Raw genomic sequence first — 18,256 nt, forward strand, 5'->3', positions numbered from 1 at the left:
GCGGCGGGGGCTAAACTTCTGCGATGCGGAAATAGCGCGGACGTGACCGCCACCCGTCCCCGCGGATCCGGGGAGAAGGAGGAGCCGAGTGACCGAGTCGAATCTGGGCGTGGCTGCCGACGGCACGCAGCCGAAAGGCCGGGTGCCCGGTGGGGTCCAGTCGCTGGAGCGGGCCTTCGAGCTGCTCGAGATCATGGCGGACGCTGGCGGCGTGATCGGGCTGTCCCGGCTCGCCCAGGAGTCCGGGCTCGCGCTACCCACCATCCACCGGCTGATCCGCACCCTGGTCGACCTCGGCTACGTCCGGCAGGAGCCGTCCCGGCAGTACTCCCTGGGCCCGCGGCTGATCCGGCTCGGGGACAGCGCGAGCCACCTGCTCGGCACCTGGTCGCGGCCGTACCTGTCCCGGCTCGTCGACGCCCTCGGGGAGAGCGCGAACCTCGCGATGCTCGACGGTGACCGGGTCGTGTACGTGGCGCAGGTCCAGTCCCGGCAGTCGATGCGGATGTTCACCGAGGTCGGACGACGCGCCTTCCTGCACTGCACGGCTGTGGGGAAGGCGCTGCTCGCCCACCTGCCGCCGGGCGACGTGCACGCGGTCCTGCAGCGCACCGGCATGCCGGCGCAGACCGAGCACACCATCACCGACCCGCGCCGGTTCGCCGAGGAGATCGACCGGGTACGGAGCCAGGGCTACGCCATGGACGACGGTGAGCAGGAGATCGGCGTACGGTGTGTCGCCGTACCGGTGCTCGGCACCTCGAACCGGCTCGCCGTCTCGGTCTCCGGGCCGGCACCACGGATGACGCCCGACGTGGTCGAGCGGGCCGTGCCCCTGCTCCGGCAGGCCGCCGAGGACCTGGCCGTCGAACTCAGCGTGCCCCGCGCCGCGGAAGCGGACCGCGTCGCCGGTTGACCACCCGGTCGTCAGCGCCGGGATGTCGCCGCGGCGTGCGCGCGGGCCCGTTCGGCGTACCCCGTGGCATTGCGCACGATGCCCGCGCGTTCCTCGGCCGAGAGGTCGCGGCGCACCCGCGCGGGCAGACCCGCGACGAGCGACCCGGGCGGGACCACCGTGCCCTCCAGCACCACCGCACCGGCGGCCACCAGCGAGCCGGCGCCGATCCGGGCGCCGTTGAGGACGACGGCACCCATGCCGATCAGCACGTCGTCCTCGATCGTGCAGCCGTGCAGCACGGCGCGGTGCCCGACGGAGACCCCGGCGCCCACGATCGCCGGAAAGCCTGGATCGGCGTGCACGACGCACCCGTCCTGGATGTTGCTGCCGGCGCCGATGCTGATCTCCTCGGTGTCGGCGCGCAGCACGCAGCCGTACCAGACGCTGGCCCCGGAGGCCAGCCGCACGGAGCCGACGATCGTGGCGCCCGGCGCCGCCCATGCCGTGGGGTGAATGTCCGGTGTGCGGTCGCCGAAGTCGACGACCAGCGGTTGGCTGCTCACGGTCGGGGTGCCTCCCGTCCTGCGGCCGCGTCGGTGTGGGCTCGGCCGAGGCGGGCCAGCCAGGCCTCGGCCTCCGCGGAGCGACCGCCGAGCGAGTGGCCGAGTTCGCGGACGAAGGTGTGCTGCCCGTGGTCGGCGAGCAGGTCGAGGACCTCCTGCGGGTTCCCGCGCTCGACGGTCTCCAGGATCGCGCGGTGCCGTTCGACGATTCCCCACAGCCCCTCACCGGCCACCCTGGCCCGTTGGTTCATGCCCATGCACAGCCGCATCTGCAGGGACAGGGAGCGGTAGGAGTCCTCGAGCCTGCGGTGCCCGGCCAGCCCCACCACGGCCAGGTGGAAGTCGAACGCACGATCCGTGACGGTCGCCGCGTCGCCGGCCGTAGCGGCTTCCTCCAGGTCACGTAGTGCCGACCGGCAGCGCTCGATGCGCTCCGGCGCTCGCACGGGCACCCCGAGCTCGACGGCCATCCGTTCGAGCTGGTCGCGAAGGGTGAAGATCTCGTACACGTCGTGCAGGGTGATCGGCACGACGATCACGCCGCGCCGGGGTTGTTGCACGAGCAGGCCCTCCTGCTCCAGCACACGCAGCGCTTCACGCAACGGCGGGCGGGACACCCCCAGCTGGTGGGTGAGCTGGTTCTCCACCACGCGGTCACCGGGCTGCAACTCGCCGGTGAGGATCATCTTCCGCACCGCCTCGGCGGCGAGCAGCGACAGGCTCGGCGGAGGCGTGATCCGGCGGGCCGTCCCGTCCGGCGTCGTCGCGGTCGTCCTCTCCGCCATCCGAACTCCTCGTCGCCAACGCTTGTCTTCTGTAGACAACAGGGCACTCTACCGGTAGCTTTCGCATCCGAACACCTGCTGCTTCCGCGTGAGCAGCTACCGGCGCCGACGGAGGTGGATCGATGACCGACCAACGCATGCCGCCCCTCACCGGAGTGACCGTGCTGGAACTCGGCTCGTTCATGGCCGCGCCGTTCGCCGCCATGCAACTCGCCGACCTCGGCGCGGAGGTCGTCAAGGTCGAGCACCCGGCCGGCGGGGACCCGGTACGCCAGACCGGTCCGTTCCTCGGGACCGAGAGCTCGCCCTTCGTCCGCATCAACCGCCACAAGCGCTCGGTCGCCCTCGACCTCAAGTCGCCGCAGGCGCGTCCGGCGTTCCTCCGGCTGGTCGAGCGGGCCGACGTCCTGGTGGAGAACCTCCGCCCCGGCGCCATGCGCCGGCTCGGTCTCGGCTACGCGGACCTGCGGGAGATCAACCCACGCCTGGTATACGCCTCCGCCTCCGGCTGGGGACAGGACGGACCGCTGGCGGACCTGCCGGGGTTGGACATCATGGCGCAGGCGCGCAGCGGCCTGATGAGCATCACCGGCCATCCCAGCGGTCCACCGGCGAAGGTGGGGGTGCCGATCTGCGACCTGGTCTGCGGCCTCTACCTGGCGCTCGCGGTCACCGCCGCGCTGCGCGAGCGGGACCGCTCCGGCGCGGGGCAGTACATCGACGTATCGCTGTTCGAAGCCGGCACGTCCTTCGCCGTCTGGGAGGCCGGGAAGTACTTCGCCACCGGCGAGGTGGGCGCTCCACTGGGCTCCGCCCACCAGAGCAACGCCCCGTACCAGGCGGTGCACAGCAGCGACGGGTACGTGACGATCGGGGCCACCACCCCGCGCAACTGGCGGGCGTTCTGCGAGGCCCTCGGGCTGACCCGACTGCTCGACGAGCCGCGCTACGCCGACGCGTTCTCCCGGCTGCGGAACCGCGCGGAGTTGATCGATACCATCGAGACGGTGACGAGCACGCTGAGCACGGCGGAGATCGTCGAACGGCTCAACACCGCCGGGGTGCCGTGCGCGCCGATCGCGGACTACGGCGAGGTGTTCACCGACGAACACCTCACCGCCCGCGACTTCTTCTGGGACGCCCCGCACCCGACCCTGGGCCCGGTACGGCAACTCGGCTCGCCGATGCGACTGTCGGAGACCCCGGTGCAGCGCGCCGGCGCGGGACCCGTCCTCGGCGCCGACACCCAGGAGGTGCTGCTCGCCGTCGGGTACAGCGCCGCGGAGATCGACCGCCTCGTCGCCTCCGGCGCCGCCCGGACCGAGGACCTCGACGGCACGCCCGCCAGCCCCGCCGCGACCACGACGCCCAGGAGGTAGCCCGTGTCCTCGTCGCCCGGATCCCACTCCGAGCTGCTCGTGCAACGGCAGGGCCCCGCCCTCACCGTGACCTTCAACCGCCCGGCGCAGCGCAACGCGATGACGTGGGCGATGTACGACGGCCTGTACCAGGCGTGTGAGCGCGCCGACGCGGACGACGACGTGCGGGTGCTCGTCCTGCGCGGGGCCGGCGAGGAGGCCTTTGTCGCCGGCACCGACATCAGGCAGTTCGCCGACTTCACCGGCGGGGACGACGGGGTCGAGTACGAGAAGAAGATCACCCGGGTGCTGGACCGGCTGGAGGGCGTCAACGTGCCCACGGTCGCGGCCGTCCGCGGCTGGTGCGTCGGCGCGGGCCTGGCCATCGCCGCCGTGTGCGACCTGCGGCTGGCGGCTCCGGACGCCCGGTTCGGCGTACCCATCTCCCGGACCCTGGGAAACTGCCTGTCGATGCCCACCTACGCGCTGCTGCTGCACCACCTCGGGCCGGCCCGGACGCTGGATCTGCTGCTCAACGCGACGTTCTACTCCGGGCGGGAGGCGCACGCGGCGGGCTTCGTGGCCGAGTCCACCGAGGACCTCGACGAGGCGGTCACCCGGACCGTCGACCGCCTCGCCCGGCATGCCCCGCTGACGATGTGGGCGACGAAGGAGGCGATCCGACGGCTGCGCCGGGGCACCGCCGACGGTGACGACATCGTCGCCCGGGTGTACGGCAGCGACGACTTTCGCGCCGCCGTCCACGCCTTCACCAGCAAGCAGCCGATGACCTGGACCGGACGGTGACCACGATGCGACGAGGAAGCGGAGACCTGCTGCTGCCGGCCCTGTCCGGGGCGTTCGGTGACGACGCCGACGCGATCCGGGTCGCCGACCAGCGGGCGTCCCGGGAGGAACTGCTGTCCGCCGCGACGGCTCTCGCCGATCGCGTCGCCGGTAGCGACGCGGTGGCGGTCTGGGCGACGGCCAGCATGGAAACCGTGGTCGCCGTGGTCGCCGGCCTGCTCGCCGGGGTCCCGGTCGTACCGGTGCCGCCGGACTCCGGTCCCGCCGAGCGGGACCACGTGCTGCGCGACTCCGCCGCCTCGCTGCTGCTCGTCCCGCCCACCGCTGCGGACAGCCCGGCACTGGCCGATGTGCCGGTCCCCGTCGCCGCGGTCGACCTGAGGGCCCGCTCGTCCACCAGCTATGCCGAACCGGCGCCGGAGCGCACCGCGCTGATCCTCTACACCTCCGGCACGACGGGAGCACCGAAGGGAGCGCTGATCCCCCGACAGGCGATCGCCGCCGACCTGGACGCCCTCGCCGACGCCTGGTCGTGGACACCCGACGACCTGCTGGTGCACGGCCTCCCCCTGTTCCACGTGCACGGCCTCGTGCTGGGCGTGCTGGGCGCGCTGCGGCTCGGGTCCCGGCTGGCCCACACCGGCCGCCCCAAGCCGGACGCGTACGCCGCCGCCGGCGGCAGCCTGTACTTCGGCGTGCCGACCGTGTGGTCGCGGGTCTGCGCCGATCCCTCCGCCGCCCGCGCGCTGTCCTCGGCCCGGCTGCTGGTCTCCGGCAGCGCACCGCTGCCCCTGCCCGTCTTCGCGCAACTCGCCGAGCTCACCGGTCAGCCGCCCGTGGAGCGCTACGGGATGACCGAAACGCTGATCACCGTCAGCGGCCGCGCGGACGGCGAGCGCCGCCCCGGGTTCGTCGGCACCCCACTCGCCGGAGTGGAGAGCAGGCTGGTCGGCGAGGACGGCAGCCCGATCGCGCCCGACGGCGAGTCCCCCGGCGAGCTCCAGATCCGCGGGCCGATGACGTTCAGCGGATACCTCAACCGGCCGGAGGCCAACCGGGAGTCGTTCACCTCCGACGGCTGGTTCCGCACCGGGGACATCGCCACCATCGGCGCCGACGGGTGGCACCGGATCATCGGCCGCGCCTCCATCGACATGATCAAAAGCGGCGGCTACCGGATCGGCGCCGGCGAGGTGGAGAACGCCCTGCTCGCCCACCCCGCGGTGCGCGAAGCCGCGGTGATCGGCGCGCCGCACCCCGACCTCGGGCAGCAGGTCGTGGCCTACGTGGTCGCCGACGCGGCGACCGAGGCGCAGCTCATCGAGTTCGTGGCCGGCCGGATCTCCGCACACAAACGCCCCCGGCAGATCCACCTGGTCGACCAGTTGCCCCGCAACGCGATGGGCAAGGTGCAGAAGAAGCTGCTCGCCGGCGGGTGAGCTACCGCGCCACCACGGAGATGTGGGCCCACGTCTGGGTGAAGCAGAGCTCGCCGTCCACCATCAGCGGGCGCAGGCCGGACGGGGCGTCGCCGGCCAACTCCCGGCCCAGCTCCTCCTCGATCTGACGGGCGGCGTCGCCAGGCGTACGGGCCTGTTCGAGCCAGGGGCGAAGCGGACGCTGCACGTCGAAGACGTCGGCCGTCTCCAGTACGGCCCCGGCCGAGGTGAGCAGCCCGACGATCGCCTCCACAGCGAGCATCGTGCCGTGCGACGGGTCCCGCAGCCGCTCCATCCGATCCGGGTCGCCGGGCAGCTCCGGCCTGACCACCATGTCGGCGACCACGACCCGCCCGCCGGTGCGGCACACCCGGACCATCTCGGCCGCGACCTGCTCCGGCTCGGCCACATGGTGCAGCGAGAACCGGGAGATCACCAGCGAGAACGAGCCGTCGAGGAAGGGCAACCGGGCCGCGTCGCCGCACTGGAACACCACGTTGGACACGCCTTCGCCGTCGGCCTGCGCCTTGCCGGTGGCCAGCATCTCGGGAGTGGTGTCGAGCGCGGTCACGTGCCGGGTGCGCACCGCGAGCGCGCGGGCCACCAGCCCGGTGCCACAGGCGACGTCCAGGCAGACGTCCTGGGGGCCTGGCTGCGCGAAGTCGACGAGGCGCCGGAGATGCCGGGTGAAGGCGGCGTTGAGCCGCGGGTCCTCAAAGGTGCGAGCCTGCCGGGCGAACTCCCGCCGGATCAGGCCATGGCGGGCCACGTCGTTCTCGGTCGACCGCATCGCAGACGCTTCCTTGTCAGCCGGGACCAAACCGGAGACATCAACGGTACGGGTGTTCAGCGGCCCGATCCACCCTCTGCTCGCGCGGAAGGCGGAAGCAGCGGTCGAGGTGCCGCGCGCGTGACGTGCACCTTGCCGTCAAGGATTGAATGGTGGTTCAATCCTTGCGTGGCCTACCGGAGCACGGAGCGGGTGAAGGCTCGGCTGAACGCCTCCCGGCAGCGGATCATTGCCGCGGCGCTGGGCATCATGGCCGAGGACGGGTATGCCGGCTGCTCGGTCGCCGCCGTCGCCGAGCGGGCCGGCCTGGCGACCGGCAGCGTCTACCGCCACTTCCCGACCAAGGCCGACCTGTTCGCCGAGGTGTTCCGGACGGCCTCGCAGCGCGAGGTCGACGCGGTCGCGCGGGCCGTGGCGCTGGAGACCACGGCCGCCGAGCAGCTGGCCGCCGTCGTCGAGACGTTCGCCGGGCGGGCGCTGCAGGCCCCGCGGTTGGCGTACGCCCTGCTCGCCGAGCCGGTCGACCCGGCCGTGGACGCCGAGCGGCTGGTCTTCCGCCGCGCGTACGCCGAACTGATCGCCGGCCACGTCGCGGACGGGGTGGCGAGCGGTGAGCTGCCCCCGCAGAATCCCGACCTGACCGCGACCGCGCTGGTCGGCGCCCTGGCCGAGGCCATGGTCGGTCCGCTGGCCGCCGGGGTCGCCGGCCCGGACACCATCCCCGCCCTGATCGCCTTCATCCATCGCGCGCTGGGAGTATCGCCGTGACGACGCACGAGGTGTTCAACCAGGTTCCCCCGCTGGCCGGTTACGACGCGGCGGACGACCCGGCACTGCTCGACGGGCTCGAGCGGGAGGGCGCCGGCTGGGCCGCCGCCGGGCTGCACGAGCTCGGCCGGTTGGGCGGCAGCGAGCAGGCCATCGAGTACGGGCGGCTGGCCAACGAGCACGCGCCCATCCTGCGCACCCACGACCGCTACGGTCATCGGATCGACGAGGTGGAGTTCCACCCGGCCTGGCACGAGCTGATGCGCACCGCGGTGACGCACGGCCTGCACGCCGCGCCGTGGTCGGACGACCGACCGGGCGCACACGTGGCCCGGGCCGCCCGGTTCTACACGTGGCGTCCCGACGCCGGCCACGGCTGCCCGATCTCGATGACCTACGCGGCGGTGCCGGCGTTGCGGCACAACCCGGAGCTGGCGGCGCAGTACGAGCCGCTGCTCGCCGCCACGACGTACGACTTCGGGCTGCGTGCGCCGCTGACGAAGCAGGGGCTGCTGGCGGGCATGTCGATGACGGAGAAGCAGGGTGGCTCGGACGTGCGCGCCAACACCACCACCGCCCGGCCCGAGCCGGACGGCACCTACCGGCTCGTCGGGCACAAGTGGTTCACCTCGGCGCCGATGTGCGACCTCTTCCTCACCCTCGCCCAGGCGCCGGGCGGGTTGACCTGCTTCCTGGTCCCGCGCGTCCTACCCGACGGCACCCGCAACCCGATGCGGCTGATGCGGCTGAAGGACAAGCTCGGCAACCAGTCCAACGCGTCGGCGGAGGTCGAGTACGAACACGCGGTCGCCTGGCGCGTCGGCGACGAGGGACGCGGTGTGCACACCATCATCGACATGGTCAACGTGACCCGACTCGACTGTGTGATCGGCGCGGCGGCCGGCATGCGCCAGGGCGTCATCACCGCCGCCCACCACGTCACCCACCGGCAGGTCTTCGGCCGGTACCTCGTCGACCAGCCGCTGATGCGCAACGTGCTCGCGGACCTCGCGGTCGAGTCCGAGGCCGCCACGGTCCTCATGATGCGCCTCGCCGGAGCCACCGACCGGTCCGCCCGCGGTGACGCCAGCGAGACGGCGTTCAAGCGCCTCGCCCTCGCGGTCGGCAAGTACTGGGTCTGCAAGCGCTGGCCGGCACACGCCGCCGAGGCCCTCGAATGCCTGGGCGGCAACGGCTACGTCGAGGAGTCGGGCATGCCGCGGCTGTTCCGCGAGTCGCCACTGAACTCGATCTGGGAGGGCTCCGGCAACGTCGCCGCGTTGGACGTCCTGCGCGCACTCGCCAAGGAACCCCAGGTCGTGGAGGCGTTCCAGGCCGAGGTGGGCGATGCCGTCGGCGCCGACCCGCGGCTCGACGCCGCGGTCCGCCAGGTGCGGGCCGACCTGTCCGACCTCGACGACCTCGAACTGCGGGCCCGGCGCGTCGTCGAGCGGCTCGCCCTGGTGCTGCAGGGTTCGCTGCTGGTGCGGCACGGCCACCCCGCGGTCGCCGACGCCTTCTGCGCGTCCCGGCTCGGCGGCGACCACGGTCAGGCGTACGGCACCCTGCCGGCCGGCGTCGACTTCGCCGCGATCATCGCCCGCGCCGTACCCAAGGTGGGCTGACCGACAGCGCCGAGCCGACGGCCGGTCACCCGCCCTATTCCGCCATGCGCGCGGACACGCCGATGACGAACACGAGTGGCACGATCAACAGCACCGGCGACCATGCCGGCAGGTGCATGGCCAGCAGGGCACCGACAGCGGCGCCGGTGATCAGGGCCAGCAGGACGTGGACCTTGGGTCGCAGGCTGTGCCACGGGCTGCGGGCAGCGACCCCGGCGATCAGGCTCGTGAGAGTGCCGGTCAGGTACGTGGAGGACAGGCCTGGTACGCCGAAGCGCTGAATGGCGCTGCTCTGTACGCCCAGCGCCGCTGCCGACAGCATCAGCAGTCCAAGATCGACATGCTCGGAGCGGCTGGGCAGGGTGACCACCCAGACGACGAGAAACACGACGAACACCAGGAGTTCCAGGACGAGCGCCCGGGTGACCCGGCGTGGCCAGACCGGGTCGGTCGGCTGCGCCGATCCGGCGAGGCGGGCGCCCGCGAGAACGCCGGTGATGAAACTGACGATGGCGCAGCCTGAGGTAAGGGCAAGGCCGGCGTCGCCTCTGCCCGCCGAGAGCCCGAGCAGAACCATGTTGCCCGTCATGACGCTGGAGAAGGCTCCGCCGAGGGAGAGGAAGCCGACGGCGTCGGCGCTGCCGGTCAGGAAGGTGAGCACGACAACGAGGGCGTGCCGTCGCCGCAGGAGATTCTCGTTGCCCTTCGCCGCGGCGCGAAGGCGGATGACGGATGGCACTGTTCTCAGCACTGTCGGCTATCCTCTGCAAATTGTTCTTCGTATACGCTTCGTTGGACGGTTCATGGAGAGGCGGTCAGGTTGGCTGGAGACCTGCGAGGCAAGCTCGGCACTCAACACCTGCCGCTACGCGACCAGGTCCTCGCCGCACTGCGGACCGCGATCATCAACGGCGACTACCTTCCCGGCGAGCGGCTGACCGAGGATCGGCTGGCCGAGGACTTCGCCGTCTCTCGTAACCCGGTTCGGGAGGCGCTGCGGGTCGCGGAGGCGGAGGGTTTCGTCGTGATCCTGCCCCGCCGGGGGGCGGTGGTCGCTTCCCCGAGCAGCGCGACCATCGCCGACATGTTCGCCGTCCGCCAACGCCTGGAGGCGCTGGCTGCCCGGCTGGCGGCCGAAAGGGCGACGGCGGCGGACGTGGCCGCCCTGCGGGCACTGCTGGACCAGGGCCACGAGGCGACCGAGCAGCAGGACCTGGCCCGGGTCGCCGAGCTGAACAGCTCCCTCCACCTGCGGATCCTCGAGATCAGCGGCAACCCCTGGCTGTCGTCGATCGCCAAGGCGCTGTACCTCCATGTGCAGTGGGTCTTCCGGCTTGGAGCCGCGGAACGGGCACCACACTCGTGGGCCGAGCACATCCAGCTGGTCGACGCCATCGAGTCGGGTGACGGTGACCGGGCCGAGCAAGCCGCGCTGGCCCACCTCGATGCCGCCTCCGCGGCGGCACACGAGAACGCCGAGGCCGGCTATGGAGCCCGCTAGAGTCAACGGCCGCAGGCGTAACCCTGCATGCCACGCGGGTTCGCTCCTGCCGCGAGCACGCCCGTGCCCGGATCGCGGGTCACCGCACAGAGGCGGCCCAGGCTCCACGCGCCGGACAGCCGCACCTCGTGCCCGTACGCACGCAGTGCCGCCAGTACGTCCTCGTCGAGTCGGTCCTCCACCACCAGCACGCCGGGCTCGGCGTCGCGCGGGTAGAACGACGCCGGCTGGCTGACCGTGTGCCACGCAGGCGCGTCGATGGCCTCCTGCAGGGATTGACCTCCGACGAGATGACGGAGCAGGAACAGCAGCTGCCACTGGTCCTGCTGGTCGCCACCGGGAGTGCCGCAGGCCATCACGGGCTCCCCGTCGCGGTGCACCATGGTCGGGCTCAGTGTGGTGCGCGGCCGGCGTCCGGGAGCCAGCGACGAGGCGAGACCGTCCTCCAGCCAGAACATCTGGAGTCGGCTGCCGAGGGGGAAGCCGAGTTCCGGGATGGTGGGAGAGCTCTGCAGCCAGCCTCCGCTCGGGGTGGCGGAGATCATGTTGCCCCAGCGGTCGACCACGTCGACGTGACAGGTGTCGCCGCGGGTCACCCCGTCCGCCTTCACCGTCGGCTCCCCCGTCGTGGGGTCCGCCAGGTCGGCACGACGTCCGGCAGTGTGCCGCACGTGAGCCGGAAGGCGTGGCTCCGCACCGTCGGGGCGGCCCGGTCGCAGCTCAGCTGACGCGCGTTCTCCGATCAGGCCCGCCCTGTCCCGCGCGTACTCGCGGGAGAGGAGCGCCTTCGCGGGCACCTCGACGTCGCCGTACCAGGCCTCGCGGTCGGCGAAGGCGAGTTTGAGCGCTTCGGCCTGGGCGTGGATGCCGGCCGCGATCGACGGGTCGTACGCCCGGGGGTCGTCGAGCGCATCGAGGACCGCCAGGGTCTCCAGCAGCACAGGCCCCTGGCCCCAGAAACCGGTCTTCGCCACCGAGTATCCGTGCCAGTCGAGGGTGACCGGTTCCTCCCAGCTCGCCGAGTAGGCAGCCATGTCGACACCGGTGACGAGGCCGGGATGGGGACGTCCGCTGGAGTCCTGGAACGGTTTCCGGCTGAACCGGTCGACCGCCTCGGCGACGAAATCTTCACCCCAGGCGCGGCGCGCGGCCTCGATCTGCGCCTCGCGGTCGGAGCCGGCTGCCCGGCCGGCGTCGACCAGTCGCTGCAGGGTCTGCGCGTAGGCCCGGTTGGTGAACAGCTCGCCCGCCGCTGGCGGCTTGCCGGTGCGCAGCCAGAGCTGCGCGGAGGTGTGCCAGTGTTCCTCGAACAGCGACTGCACGGTCGCCACCGTTTCGCCGACCCGACCGACCAGCGGGTGGCCGGCGCCGGCGTAGCCGATCGCCGGTTCCAGCACCTCCTCCAGCAGGAGCGTGCCGTGGTCGCGCAGCAGCAGAAGCCAGGCGTCCACGGCGCCGGGCACGGCTGCCGCGAGCGGGCCGGACCCGGGGATGAGTTCCATCCCGAGGGATCGGAAGTGCGCGATGGTGGCACCGGCCGGTGCCGGCCCCTGCCCGCAGAGCACCTTCGGGGTCGGGTCCTGCGCCGTTGCCACGATGGCGGGCACCTCACCGCCCGGCCCGTTCAGGTGTGGTTCGACGACGTGCAGGACGAACCCGGCGGTGACCGCGGCGTCGAAGGCGTTTCCACCGCGCTCGAGGATCCCCATGGCGCACTGGCTCGCGAGCCAGTGCGTCGAGGACACCATCCCGAACGTTCCCTGCAGCGTTGGCCTGGTGGTGAACGTCATGACAACACCTCACTCGTGTCGGCGGCCCGGACGTCGGGCCGGGTGCCGTCGGGCTGGACCAGGTGGCAGGCGGCCATGCCGCCACCGAACTCCACGTGCGCGGGCACCTCCGTCGCGCAACGGTCGAACGCGAGCGGGCACCGGGTGCGGAAGCGGCAGCCGGACGGCGGGTCCAGCGCGGACGGCAGGTCGTCGCCGAGCAGCACCGGTTGACGCTGCCGTTGGCGGACCGGGTCGGCCACCGGCGCGGCCGCCAGCAGCGCCTGGGTGTAGGGGTGGGCCGGTCGCGTGAAGATCCGCTCGCGGGGGCCCTTTTCGACGAGTTGGCCGAGGTACATGACGGCGATGTCGTCCGCCAGGTACTCGACCGCCGAGAGGTCGTGGGTGATGAAGAGGCAGGCGAACCCGATGTCCCGCTGCAGGTCGGCGAGGAGGTTGAGCACCGACGCCTGCACGGACACGTCGAGGGCGCTCGTGGGTTCGTCCGCGATGAGCAGCATGGGCTCGGAGATCAGTGCCCGGGCGATGCTGACCCGCTGGCGTTGACCTCCGGAGAGCTCGTGGGGGTACCGGCGGGCCACTTCAGCCCGCAGGCCGACCCTGCCGAGCTCCGTGGCAACGCGGGCCTCCCGGTCGCGCCGGGAGATCCGCTCACCGGACAGCCGCAACGGCTCGCCGACGATCTCCCCGACCAGCATGCGCGGGTCCAGCGAGCCGGCGGGGTCCTGGAAGACGATCGACACCGCGCTGCGGTGCTGGCGTAGCTGTCGCCGGGACAGGTGCGTGACGTCTGTCCCGGCGATCCTGACCACGCCCGCGGTGGGTCTTTCGAGCCGCACCACGCATCTGCCCACGGTGGACTTGCCCGAGCCGCTCTCCCCCACCAGCGCGGTGACCCGACCCTTGGGGATGGTGAGGGACACGCCGTCCACGGCTCGTACCGGCCCGAAGTGCATCACCAGGTCCTCGAGTTCGAGGGCGTTCGGCTGCGGCGTCATGCGCTGGTCTCCTGGGGCTGCGTCCGGGGCGTGGGGCAGGGATGCCAACATGCCGCAAGGTGGCCTGTCGACGGGACCGTGGACCCGGTCCTGGCCACCTCCAGGGGCGGGGCGGAGTCGCGGCACTGCGCATCGGCGGCAGGGCAGCGATCGGCGAAGGTGCAGGCATCGGGCTGGGCCGACAGGACCGGCACGAGACCGGGTATCTCCTGCAGCCGCTGGGCGCCGGCGTGCCTGCCGGGCGTCGGTGAGGCGGCCAGGAGCCCGGCCGTGTAGCGGTGGTGCGGGTGCGCGAAGAGCTCGGTGACCGACGCCTGCTCCACCACCCGCCCGGCGTACATGACGACGACGCGGTCCGCGATGTCGGCGATCACGCCGAGGTCGTGCGTGATGATGAGGATGGTGGTGCCCAGCCGGTCCCGCAGGTCCCGGAGCACCTGGAGGATGCCGGCCTGGACCGTGACGTCCAGGGCGGTGGTGGGTTCGTCGGCCACCAGCACCTTCGGGCCGCAGGCCACCGCCATCGCGATCATCACGCGCTGGCGCATGCCGCCGGAGAGCTGGTGCGGGTAGTTGTCGACGCGTTTCGCGGCGGACGGGATCCCGACGAGCGAGAGCAGCTCGACGGCGCGGGCCCGGGCGGCCCGCTTGGACATCCGCTCGTGGACCTGCAGGACCTCCCCGATCTGGCGTCCGACGGTGAGCACCGGGTTCAACGACGTCATCGGCTCCTGGAAGATGTAGGCGATCTCCTTGCCGCGCACGCGGCGCAGCACCGACTCCCGGGTGCCGACGAGCTCGGTGCCCTCCAGCCGCACCGAGCCTGAGACCCGGGCGCTGTCGGGCAGCAGCCCGGCAATGCTCATCGCCGTGACGCTCTTTCCGCAGCCGGACTCGCCCACCATCCCGACGATCTCTCCGGGAGCGAGTTCCAGGCTCACCCGGTCGACCGCGGAGACGGTTCCGCCCTCGGTGCTGAACGAAACCGAAAGGTCGCGTACTTGCAGGACGGACGTGCCGCGCGCGGCGGCGACGGCGCCCGCCGGTTCGACCGTGGTCATCACCGGTCCCCCTTCGGGTCGAGGGCGTCCCGAAGGGCGTCGCCGAAGACGTTGAACGCCAGCGCCAGACCCATGATCACGACACCGGGCAGGACGGCTGCCCACGGGGCGCGGGCGGCGAACTGCTGGGCGGTGGCCAGCATGGTGCCGAGGCTGGGGGCCGGGGGCTGGATGCCGAGGCCTAGAAAGGAGAGCACCGCCTCGCCCAGGATCGCGGCCGGGATCGCGACCGTGGCCTGCACCAGGATCACCGACGTCGCGTTCGGCAGGATGTGCCGGGCGAGCACCCACAGGTCGCTGGCGCCCTCCACGACGGCCGCGGCCACGAAGTCCAGCGACTTGAGCCGCAGGGTGTCCGAGCGCACCACCCGGATCACTCCCGGGATCTGCGCGATGCCGATGGCCACGGCCGCGTTGGTGAGACTGGCGCCCCGGATGGCGGCCAACCCCACCGCCATGATCAGGAACGGGAACGCGAGCAGCAGATCGGTGAAGCGCGAGATCACCGCGTCCCAGGCCCGGAAATAGCCCGCGGCCAGTCCGAGCGGGACGCCGATGAGCAAGGAGGTGGCCACCGCCAGGAGCGCCACCTGGAGGGAGGCCCGGGCCCCCAGCATGATGCGGGACAGGACGTCACGGCCCAGGTCGTCGGTCCCCAGCACGTGGCCGGGAGTGCCCGGAGGCGCGAACGTGTGGGCAAAGTCGGTCTGCTGGACCGCGTAGGGGGCGATCCAGGGCGAAAGCAGGGCGACGACGGCCGCGAACGCGAGCACGACGAAGCTCACGACGGCGAGTGGGTTCCTCCGCAGTCGTCTGAGGACCCGGGTGCGCCGGCTGATGCTGGCGGGACCGACCTCCGCGGTCGGAACGGCGACGACGGTCATGCCGGCTCCCCCGTCACGCGGATACGGGGGTCGATGACCGAGTAGAGCAGGTCCACCAGGAAATTGATCACGATGTACGCCGTGGCGGTGAGCAGGACGACCGCCTGGATCACCGGGTAGTCCCGCTGGAACACCGCGTCGATGGTCATCTTGCCGAAGCCCGGCAGCCCGAAGATCTGCTCGGTCACGACCGCCCCGGAGATCAGGCCCCCGAGCTGGAGGCCCACGATCGTCACCACCACGATGAGGCTGTTTCGCAGCGCGTGCCGGGTGATGACGGCTCGTGGCCGAAGACCCTTCGCCTTCGCCGTACGGACGTGGTCCGACGAGAGCGCGTCCAACATCGCGGACCGTGTCTGCCGCATGATGATGGCGGCGAGGCCCGTGCCGAGAATCACCGCCGGCAGGATGATGTGGTGCAGGTTGCCGACCGGATCCTGCAGCAGTGGCACGAATCCGGAGGCCGGAAAGAGCCCCGTCGCCACGGCGAGGTAGAGGATCGCGAGCAGGCCGAGCCAGAAGTGCGGAACGGACAGGCCCACCAGTGCCAGTCCGTTGGCCAGCCACTCCGCCGGGTGCCCGCGGCGTACCGCCGCGAGCACCCCGGCGCCGATGCCGAGCGCCGCGGCGATGAGGATCGCCAGGACGGCGAGCTCGGCCGTGACGGGCAGGGCGGTCGTGAGCATCGACGAGACCGGTATCCCGGTTCGGATCGAGACCCCGAAGTCGCCCTGCACGAGGCGCTCCACGTACTGCGCGAACTGCAGTGGCAGCGGCTGGTCCAGGCCGTAGTGGTGGCGGATGGCCTCCAGTGCCTCCGGTGACCGGTCCTCGCCCGCGAGGGCGAGGGCCGGGTCACCGGGAAGGGCCCGCACACCGAGGAACACCACGACCGTCGACAACAGCAGGGTCAGCGCTGACTGCCAGGCGCGCGTGAGCAGATACCGTGCCACCGGTCGACCTACTTCGCGAACCCGGCGAAGGCTGCGCGGATCACGCCGTCCGGGAAGACCTGCAAGCCCTGGATCTTCTTGGAGACGGCGGTCAGGTTCCGCTGCCGGTAGAGGTAGATCAGCGCGTCGTCCTGCTGCAGGATCGTCACCGCCTGCCCGTACAGCTTCTTGCGCGCCTCGATGTCGTTCGCCTGGCGAGCCTGGGTCAGTACGTCGTCGAGCTGTGGATTGCTGTAGCCGGCGACGTTCTGGCTCCCGCCGGTACCGACGAAGTTCGTGATGTTGGCGTCCGGGTCGATCCGGCCGCTCCAGCCCAGCTGCAGCAACTCGAAGTTGCCGCGGTCCTGCTCGTCGAGGAGGGAGGAGTACTCCACCGGGTTGATCTTGAGGTCGAATCCGCCGTCCTTCACCATGGCCTGGAGCGCCTGCGCGAGGCGCAGCGAGTCGGGCGTGTTCGAGATGAGCATCGCCACCGGGTACGGCGTCTGAACGCCCGCTTCGGCAAGCAACTGCTTGGCCTTGGCGGGATCGTGCGCGGGGCACGCCTGCGCTTCCGGGGACGAGAACGGGCTCGCGGGCGAGACCGGCGAGCAGGCGGTGGCGAAGAGCCCGTTGAAGACGGCCTGGACCAATGCCTTTCGGTCGATCGCGTGCTCGAAGGCCTGCCGGACCTTGGCGTTCTGGGCGATGGGGCGGTCGATGGGCTTCGGTGTGGTGCCGACGCCGTCGACGTTACCGATGTTGAACGTCAGCCCTTGGTAGCCGAGAGACTGGGACTGCAGGATGCTGAGCGAGGCATCTCCCCGCAACGCGGCGTAGTCCTGCGTGGAGATGGTGTCGGCGACCTGGGCATCGCCGGAGCGCAGGTTCGCGGCCCGAATGCTCGCGTCGCTGAGGATGCGCCAGGAGATGGCGTCGAGGTGGACCTTGGCGGCGTCGTAGAAGTTCGGGTCCCGCTGGACGTCGATGGAGTTCTGCGGCACGCGCTTGGCGAACTTGAAGGGCCCGACGCAGACCGGCGCGGTGGCGAAGTTGTCGCCCAGCTTCTGCAGCGCCTTCGGGCTCATGATCATGCCTGCGCGGTCCGCCAAGGCGCCGATCAGGGGTGCGAACGGCTGCTTCAGGTGGACGACGACGGTGTGTGCGTCGGGCGTGTCGACGCTGTCGATGGGACCGAGCTCGCTCTTGCGCGCGGACCGGGCGTTGGTCAGGTGTCGTTGCAGCGTGGCCTTGACCGCGGCGGAGTCGAAGGGCGTTCCGTCCGCGAAGCGCGCGTCCTGGCGCAGCGGAATGGTGACCGTCCTGCCGTCGCTGCTGGTGCTGGGGAGCGCGGTCGCCAACTGTGGCACGACCTGCGCCTGCTCGTTCACGTCGTAGAGCTTCTGGCACATGGCCTGGAAGACGTAGCGCGAGTAGAGGCTGCGCGACAGGGTCGGGTCCAGCGCGTCGGGCTCGGCGGAGAGGGCGATGACCAGCTTGCCGCCGTCCTTCACCGCGGCGGGGTCCGCCGGCGTACCGAAGAAGTCCTGGCCTGCCGCCTGGTCTTCGCCGGATTTGCCGCCCCCGCTGTCCGACACTGGCGAGCAGGCAACGACCGTGCAGGCAACAGCGACCGCCGCCACAGCGGCCCGGAGTGGACCGAACCTCCGCGGACTCGTTTCGCTGAAGGAGTTCGTCATTCTTGGCTCCTCGACTGGGCAATTCGGGGAGCGTATGTTGTATACGAAGGCTGCGCAAGACCTCCGTCGATGGCCGCCGAGCGGCGGATACACCCGACAGTCGAGGAGAAATCGGACCGTCACGCAGCGCGAGTACACGATCGGCTACGGGACGCAGTCGGCTGCTTAGTCGGCGTGGTCCCTGTCGGGCGCGGCGCGGAGATGGATGAAGTCCGCCACGCCGATCACCCCGACGATCTGCCGGACGACCGGCGGCATGTCCCGGCGGGTGGGGTCATGCGCGCCAAGCCCGGATGGCCGTCGGGTGCGGGTTACCCGCCAGCCGGAAACGAGGACCCCGGGCGGGACCGGGACGTT

General features: G+C 71.6%; 17 protein-coding genes. 7 read left to right on the plus strand and 10 right to left on the minus strand.

Features of this window, described 5'->3' with window-relative positions; genetic code table 11:
• The first annotated feature begins 88 nt into the window (after positions 1 to 88).
• The gene (locus tag ACY34I_RS27870) at positions 89 to 916 is read left to right on the plus strand and encodes an IclR family transcriptional regulator (RefSeq protein WP_462757993.1); all 828 of its coding nucleotides are present in this window, start codon (positions 89 to 91) and stop codon (positions 914 to 916) included.
• 11 nt (positions 917 to 927) lie between these two features.
• Here ACY34I_RS27870 and ACY34I_RS27875 read toward each other — a convergent pair whose 3' ends face one another.
• Both ACY34I_RS27875 and ACY34I_RS27880 read right to left on the minus strand, forming a co-directional pair.
• Complete coding sequence (locus ACY34I_RS27875; protein ID WP_462757994.1) at positions 928 to 1,461, minus strand: gamma carbonic anhydrase family protein; 534 nt, start codon at positions 1,459 to 1,461, stop codon at positions 928 to 930.
• Positions 1,458 to 2,246: a GntR family transcriptional regulator gene (locus ACY34I_RS27880; RefSeq protein ID WP_462757995.1), complete on the minus strand. Its 789-nt coding sequence runs from the start codon at positions 2,244 to 2,246 to the stop codon at positions 1,458 to 1,460. Before ACY34I_RS27880 ends, ACY34I_RS27875 begins: the two co-directional genes overlap by 4 nt.
• Positions 2,247 to 2,368: 122 nt before the next feature.
• Between ACY34I_RS27880 and ACY34I_RS27885 the strand changes: the two genes are divergently transcribed.
• The 3 genes from ACY34I_RS27885 to ACY34I_RS27895 are packed head-to-tail and all read left to right on the plus strand — an operon-like array spanning position 2,369 to position 5,850.
• On the plus strand, positions 2,369 to 3,625 hold the full coding sequence (locus tag ACY34I_RS27885; RefSeq protein ID WP_462757996.1) for a CaiB/BaiF CoA transferase family protein: 1,257 nt from the start codon (positions 2,369 to 2,371) through the stop codon (positions 3,623 to 3,625).
• Between the two features lie 3 nt (positions 3,626 to 3,628).
• Positions 3,629 to 4,411 carry an enoyl-CoA hydratase/isomerase family protein gene (locus ACY34I_RS27890; protein ID WP_462757997.1) on the plus strand — a complete coding sequence of 261 codons (783 nt, stop codon included), beginning with the start codon at positions 3,629 to 3,631 and terminating at the stop codon, positions 4,409 to 4,411.
• A 5-nt stretch (positions 4,412 to 4,416) separates the two neighbouring features.
• Positions 4,417 to 5,850: an acyl-CoA synthetase gene (locus ACY34I_RS27895; RefSeq protein ID WP_462757999.1), complete on the plus strand. Its 1,434-nt coding sequence runs from the start codon at positions 4,417 to 4,419 to the stop codon at positions 5,848 to 5,850.
• Position 5,851: 1 nt separating this feature from the next.
• Here ACY34I_RS27895 and ACY34I_RS27900 read toward each other — a convergent pair whose 3' ends face one another.
• On the minus strand, positions 5,852 to 6,640 hold the full coding sequence (locus tag ACY34I_RS27900; protein WP_462758001.1) for a class I SAM-dependent methyltransferase: 789 nt from the start codon (positions 6,638 to 6,640) through the stop codon (positions 5,852 to 5,854).
• Positions 6,641 to 6,808: 168 nt separating this feature from the next.
• On the opposite strand from ACY34I_RS27900, the gene ACY34I_RS27905 reads away from it, so the two are divergent.
• Complete coding sequence (locus tag ACY34I_RS27905) at positions 6,809 to 7,408, plus strand: TetR/AcrR family transcriptional regulator (RefSeq protein WP_462758002.1); 600 nt, start codon at positions 6,809 to 6,811, stop codon at positions 7,406 to 7,408.
• On the plus strand, positions 7,405 to 9,033 hold the full coding sequence (locus tag ACY34I_RS27910) for an acyl-CoA dehydrogenase family protein (protein WP_462758003.1): 1,629 nt from the start codon (positions 7,405 to 7,407) through the stop codon (positions 9,031 to 9,033). The genes ACY34I_RS27905 and ACY34I_RS27910 overlap by 4 nt, the downstream gene beginning before the upstream one ends.
• A gap of 34 nt (positions 9,034 to 9,067) precedes the next feature.
• Here ACY34I_RS27910 and ACY34I_RS27915 read toward each other — a convergent pair whose 3' ends face one another.
• Entirely contained in the window at positions 9,068 to 9,694 is a 627-nt protein-coding gene (locus tag ACY34I_RS27915) for a YoaK family protein (RefSeq protein WP_462758004.1), read from the minus strand.
• 159 nt (positions 9,695 to 9,853) lie between these two features.
• On the opposite strand from ACY34I_RS27915, the gene ACY34I_RS27920 reads away from it, so the two are divergent.
• Positions 9,854 to 10,534 (plus strand): GntR family transcriptional regulator, encoded by a 681-nt coding sequence (locus ACY34I_RS27920; protein WP_462758005.1) that lies wholly within the window; start codon positions 9,854 to 9,856, stop codon positions 10,532 to 10,534.
• A gap of 2 nt (positions 10,535 to 10,536) precedes the next feature.
• Here the strand turns inward: ACY34I_RS27920 and ACY34I_RS27925 are convergent, their stop codons facing one another.
• The 6 genes from ACY34I_RS27925 to ACY34I_RS27950 are packed head-to-tail and all read right to left on the minus strand — an operon-like array spanning position 10,537 to position 17,842.
• On the minus strand, positions 10,537 to 12,324 hold the full coding sequence (locus tag ACY34I_RS27925; protein ID WP_462758006.1) for a gamma-glutamyltransferase family protein: 1,788 nt from the start codon (positions 12,322 to 12,324) through the stop codon (positions 10,537 to 10,539).
• Positions 12,321 to 13,322 (minus strand): ABC transporter ATP-binding protein, encoded by a 1,002-nt coding sequence (locus ACY34I_RS27930; protein WP_462758007.1) that lies wholly within the window; start codon positions 13,320 to 13,322, stop codon positions 12,321 to 12,323. Before ACY34I_RS27930 ends, ACY34I_RS27925 begins: the two co-directional genes overlap by 4 nt.
• Positions 13,319 to 14,383, minus strand: coding sequence for an ABC transporter ATP-binding protein (locus ACY34I_RS27935; RefSeq protein WP_462758009.1), 1,065 nt, complete (start codon positions 14,381 to 14,383; stop codon positions 13,319 to 13,321). The genes ACY34I_RS27930 and ACY34I_RS27935 overlap by 4 nt, the downstream gene beginning before the upstream one ends.
• Positions 14,383 to 15,267 carry an ABC transporter permease gene (locus ACY34I_RS27940; protein ID WP_462758011.1) on the minus strand — a complete coding sequence of 295 codons (885 nt, stop codon included), beginning with the start codon at positions 15,265 to 15,267 and terminating at the stop codon, positions 14,383 to 14,385. Before ACY34I_RS27940 ends, ACY34I_RS27935 begins: the two co-directional genes overlap by 1 nt.
• Positions 15,264 to 16,220: an ABC transporter permease gene (locus ACY34I_RS27945; RefSeq protein WP_462758012.1), complete on the minus strand. Its 957-nt coding sequence runs from the start codon at positions 16,218 to 16,220 to the stop codon at positions 15,264 to 15,266. The genes ACY34I_RS27940 and ACY34I_RS27945 overlap by 4 nt, the downstream gene beginning before the upstream one ends.
• Before the next feature lie 8 nt (positions 16,221 to 16,228).
• Positions 16,229 to 17,842, minus strand: coding sequence for an ABC transporter substrate-binding protein (locus ACY34I_RS27950; RefSeq protein WP_462758013.1), 1,614 nt, complete (start codon positions 17,840 to 17,842; stop codon positions 16,229 to 16,231).
• Positions 17,843 to 18,256 lie beyond the last annotated feature (414 nt).

The sequence above is a fragment of the Micromonospora sp. RTBAU3-60 genome, assembly GCF_054963695.1.

Bases quoted from the DNA above. Each gene is read 5' to 3' on its own strand.
- ACY34I_RS27880 (WP_462757995.1), bottom strand. From the start codon at position 2,246: ATGGCGGAGAGGACGACCGCGACGACGCCGGACGGGACGGCCCGCCGG.
- ACY34I_RS27885 (WP_462757996.1), top strand. From the start codon at position 2,369: ATGACCGACCAACGCATGCCGCCCCTCACCGGAGTGACCGTGCTGGAA.
- ACY34I_RS27895 (WP_462757999.1), top strand. From the start codon at position 4,417: ATGCGACGAGGAAGCGGAGACCTGCTGCTGCCGGCCCTGTCCGGGGCG.
- ACY34I_RS27900 (WP_462758001.1), bottom strand. From the start codon at position 6,640: ATGCGGTCGACCGAGAACGACGTGGCCCGCCATGGCCTGATCCGGCGG.
- ACY34I_RS27925 (WP_462758006.1), bottom strand. From the start codon at position 12,324: ATGACGTTCACCACCAGGCCAACGCTGCAGGGAACGTTCGGGATGGTG.
- ACY34I_RS27930 (WP_462758007.1), bottom strand. From the start codon at position 13,322: ATGACGCCGCAGCCGAACGCCCTCGAACTCGAGGACCTGGTGATGCAC.
- ACY34I_RS27935 (WP_462758009.1), bottom strand. From the start codon at position 14,383: ATGACCACGGTCGAACCGGCGGGCGCCGTCGCCGCCGCGCGCGGCACG.
- ACY34I_RS27940 (WP_462758011.1), bottom strand. From the start codon at position 15,267: ATGACCGTCGTCGCCGTTCCGACCGCGGAGGTCGGTCCCGCCAGCATC.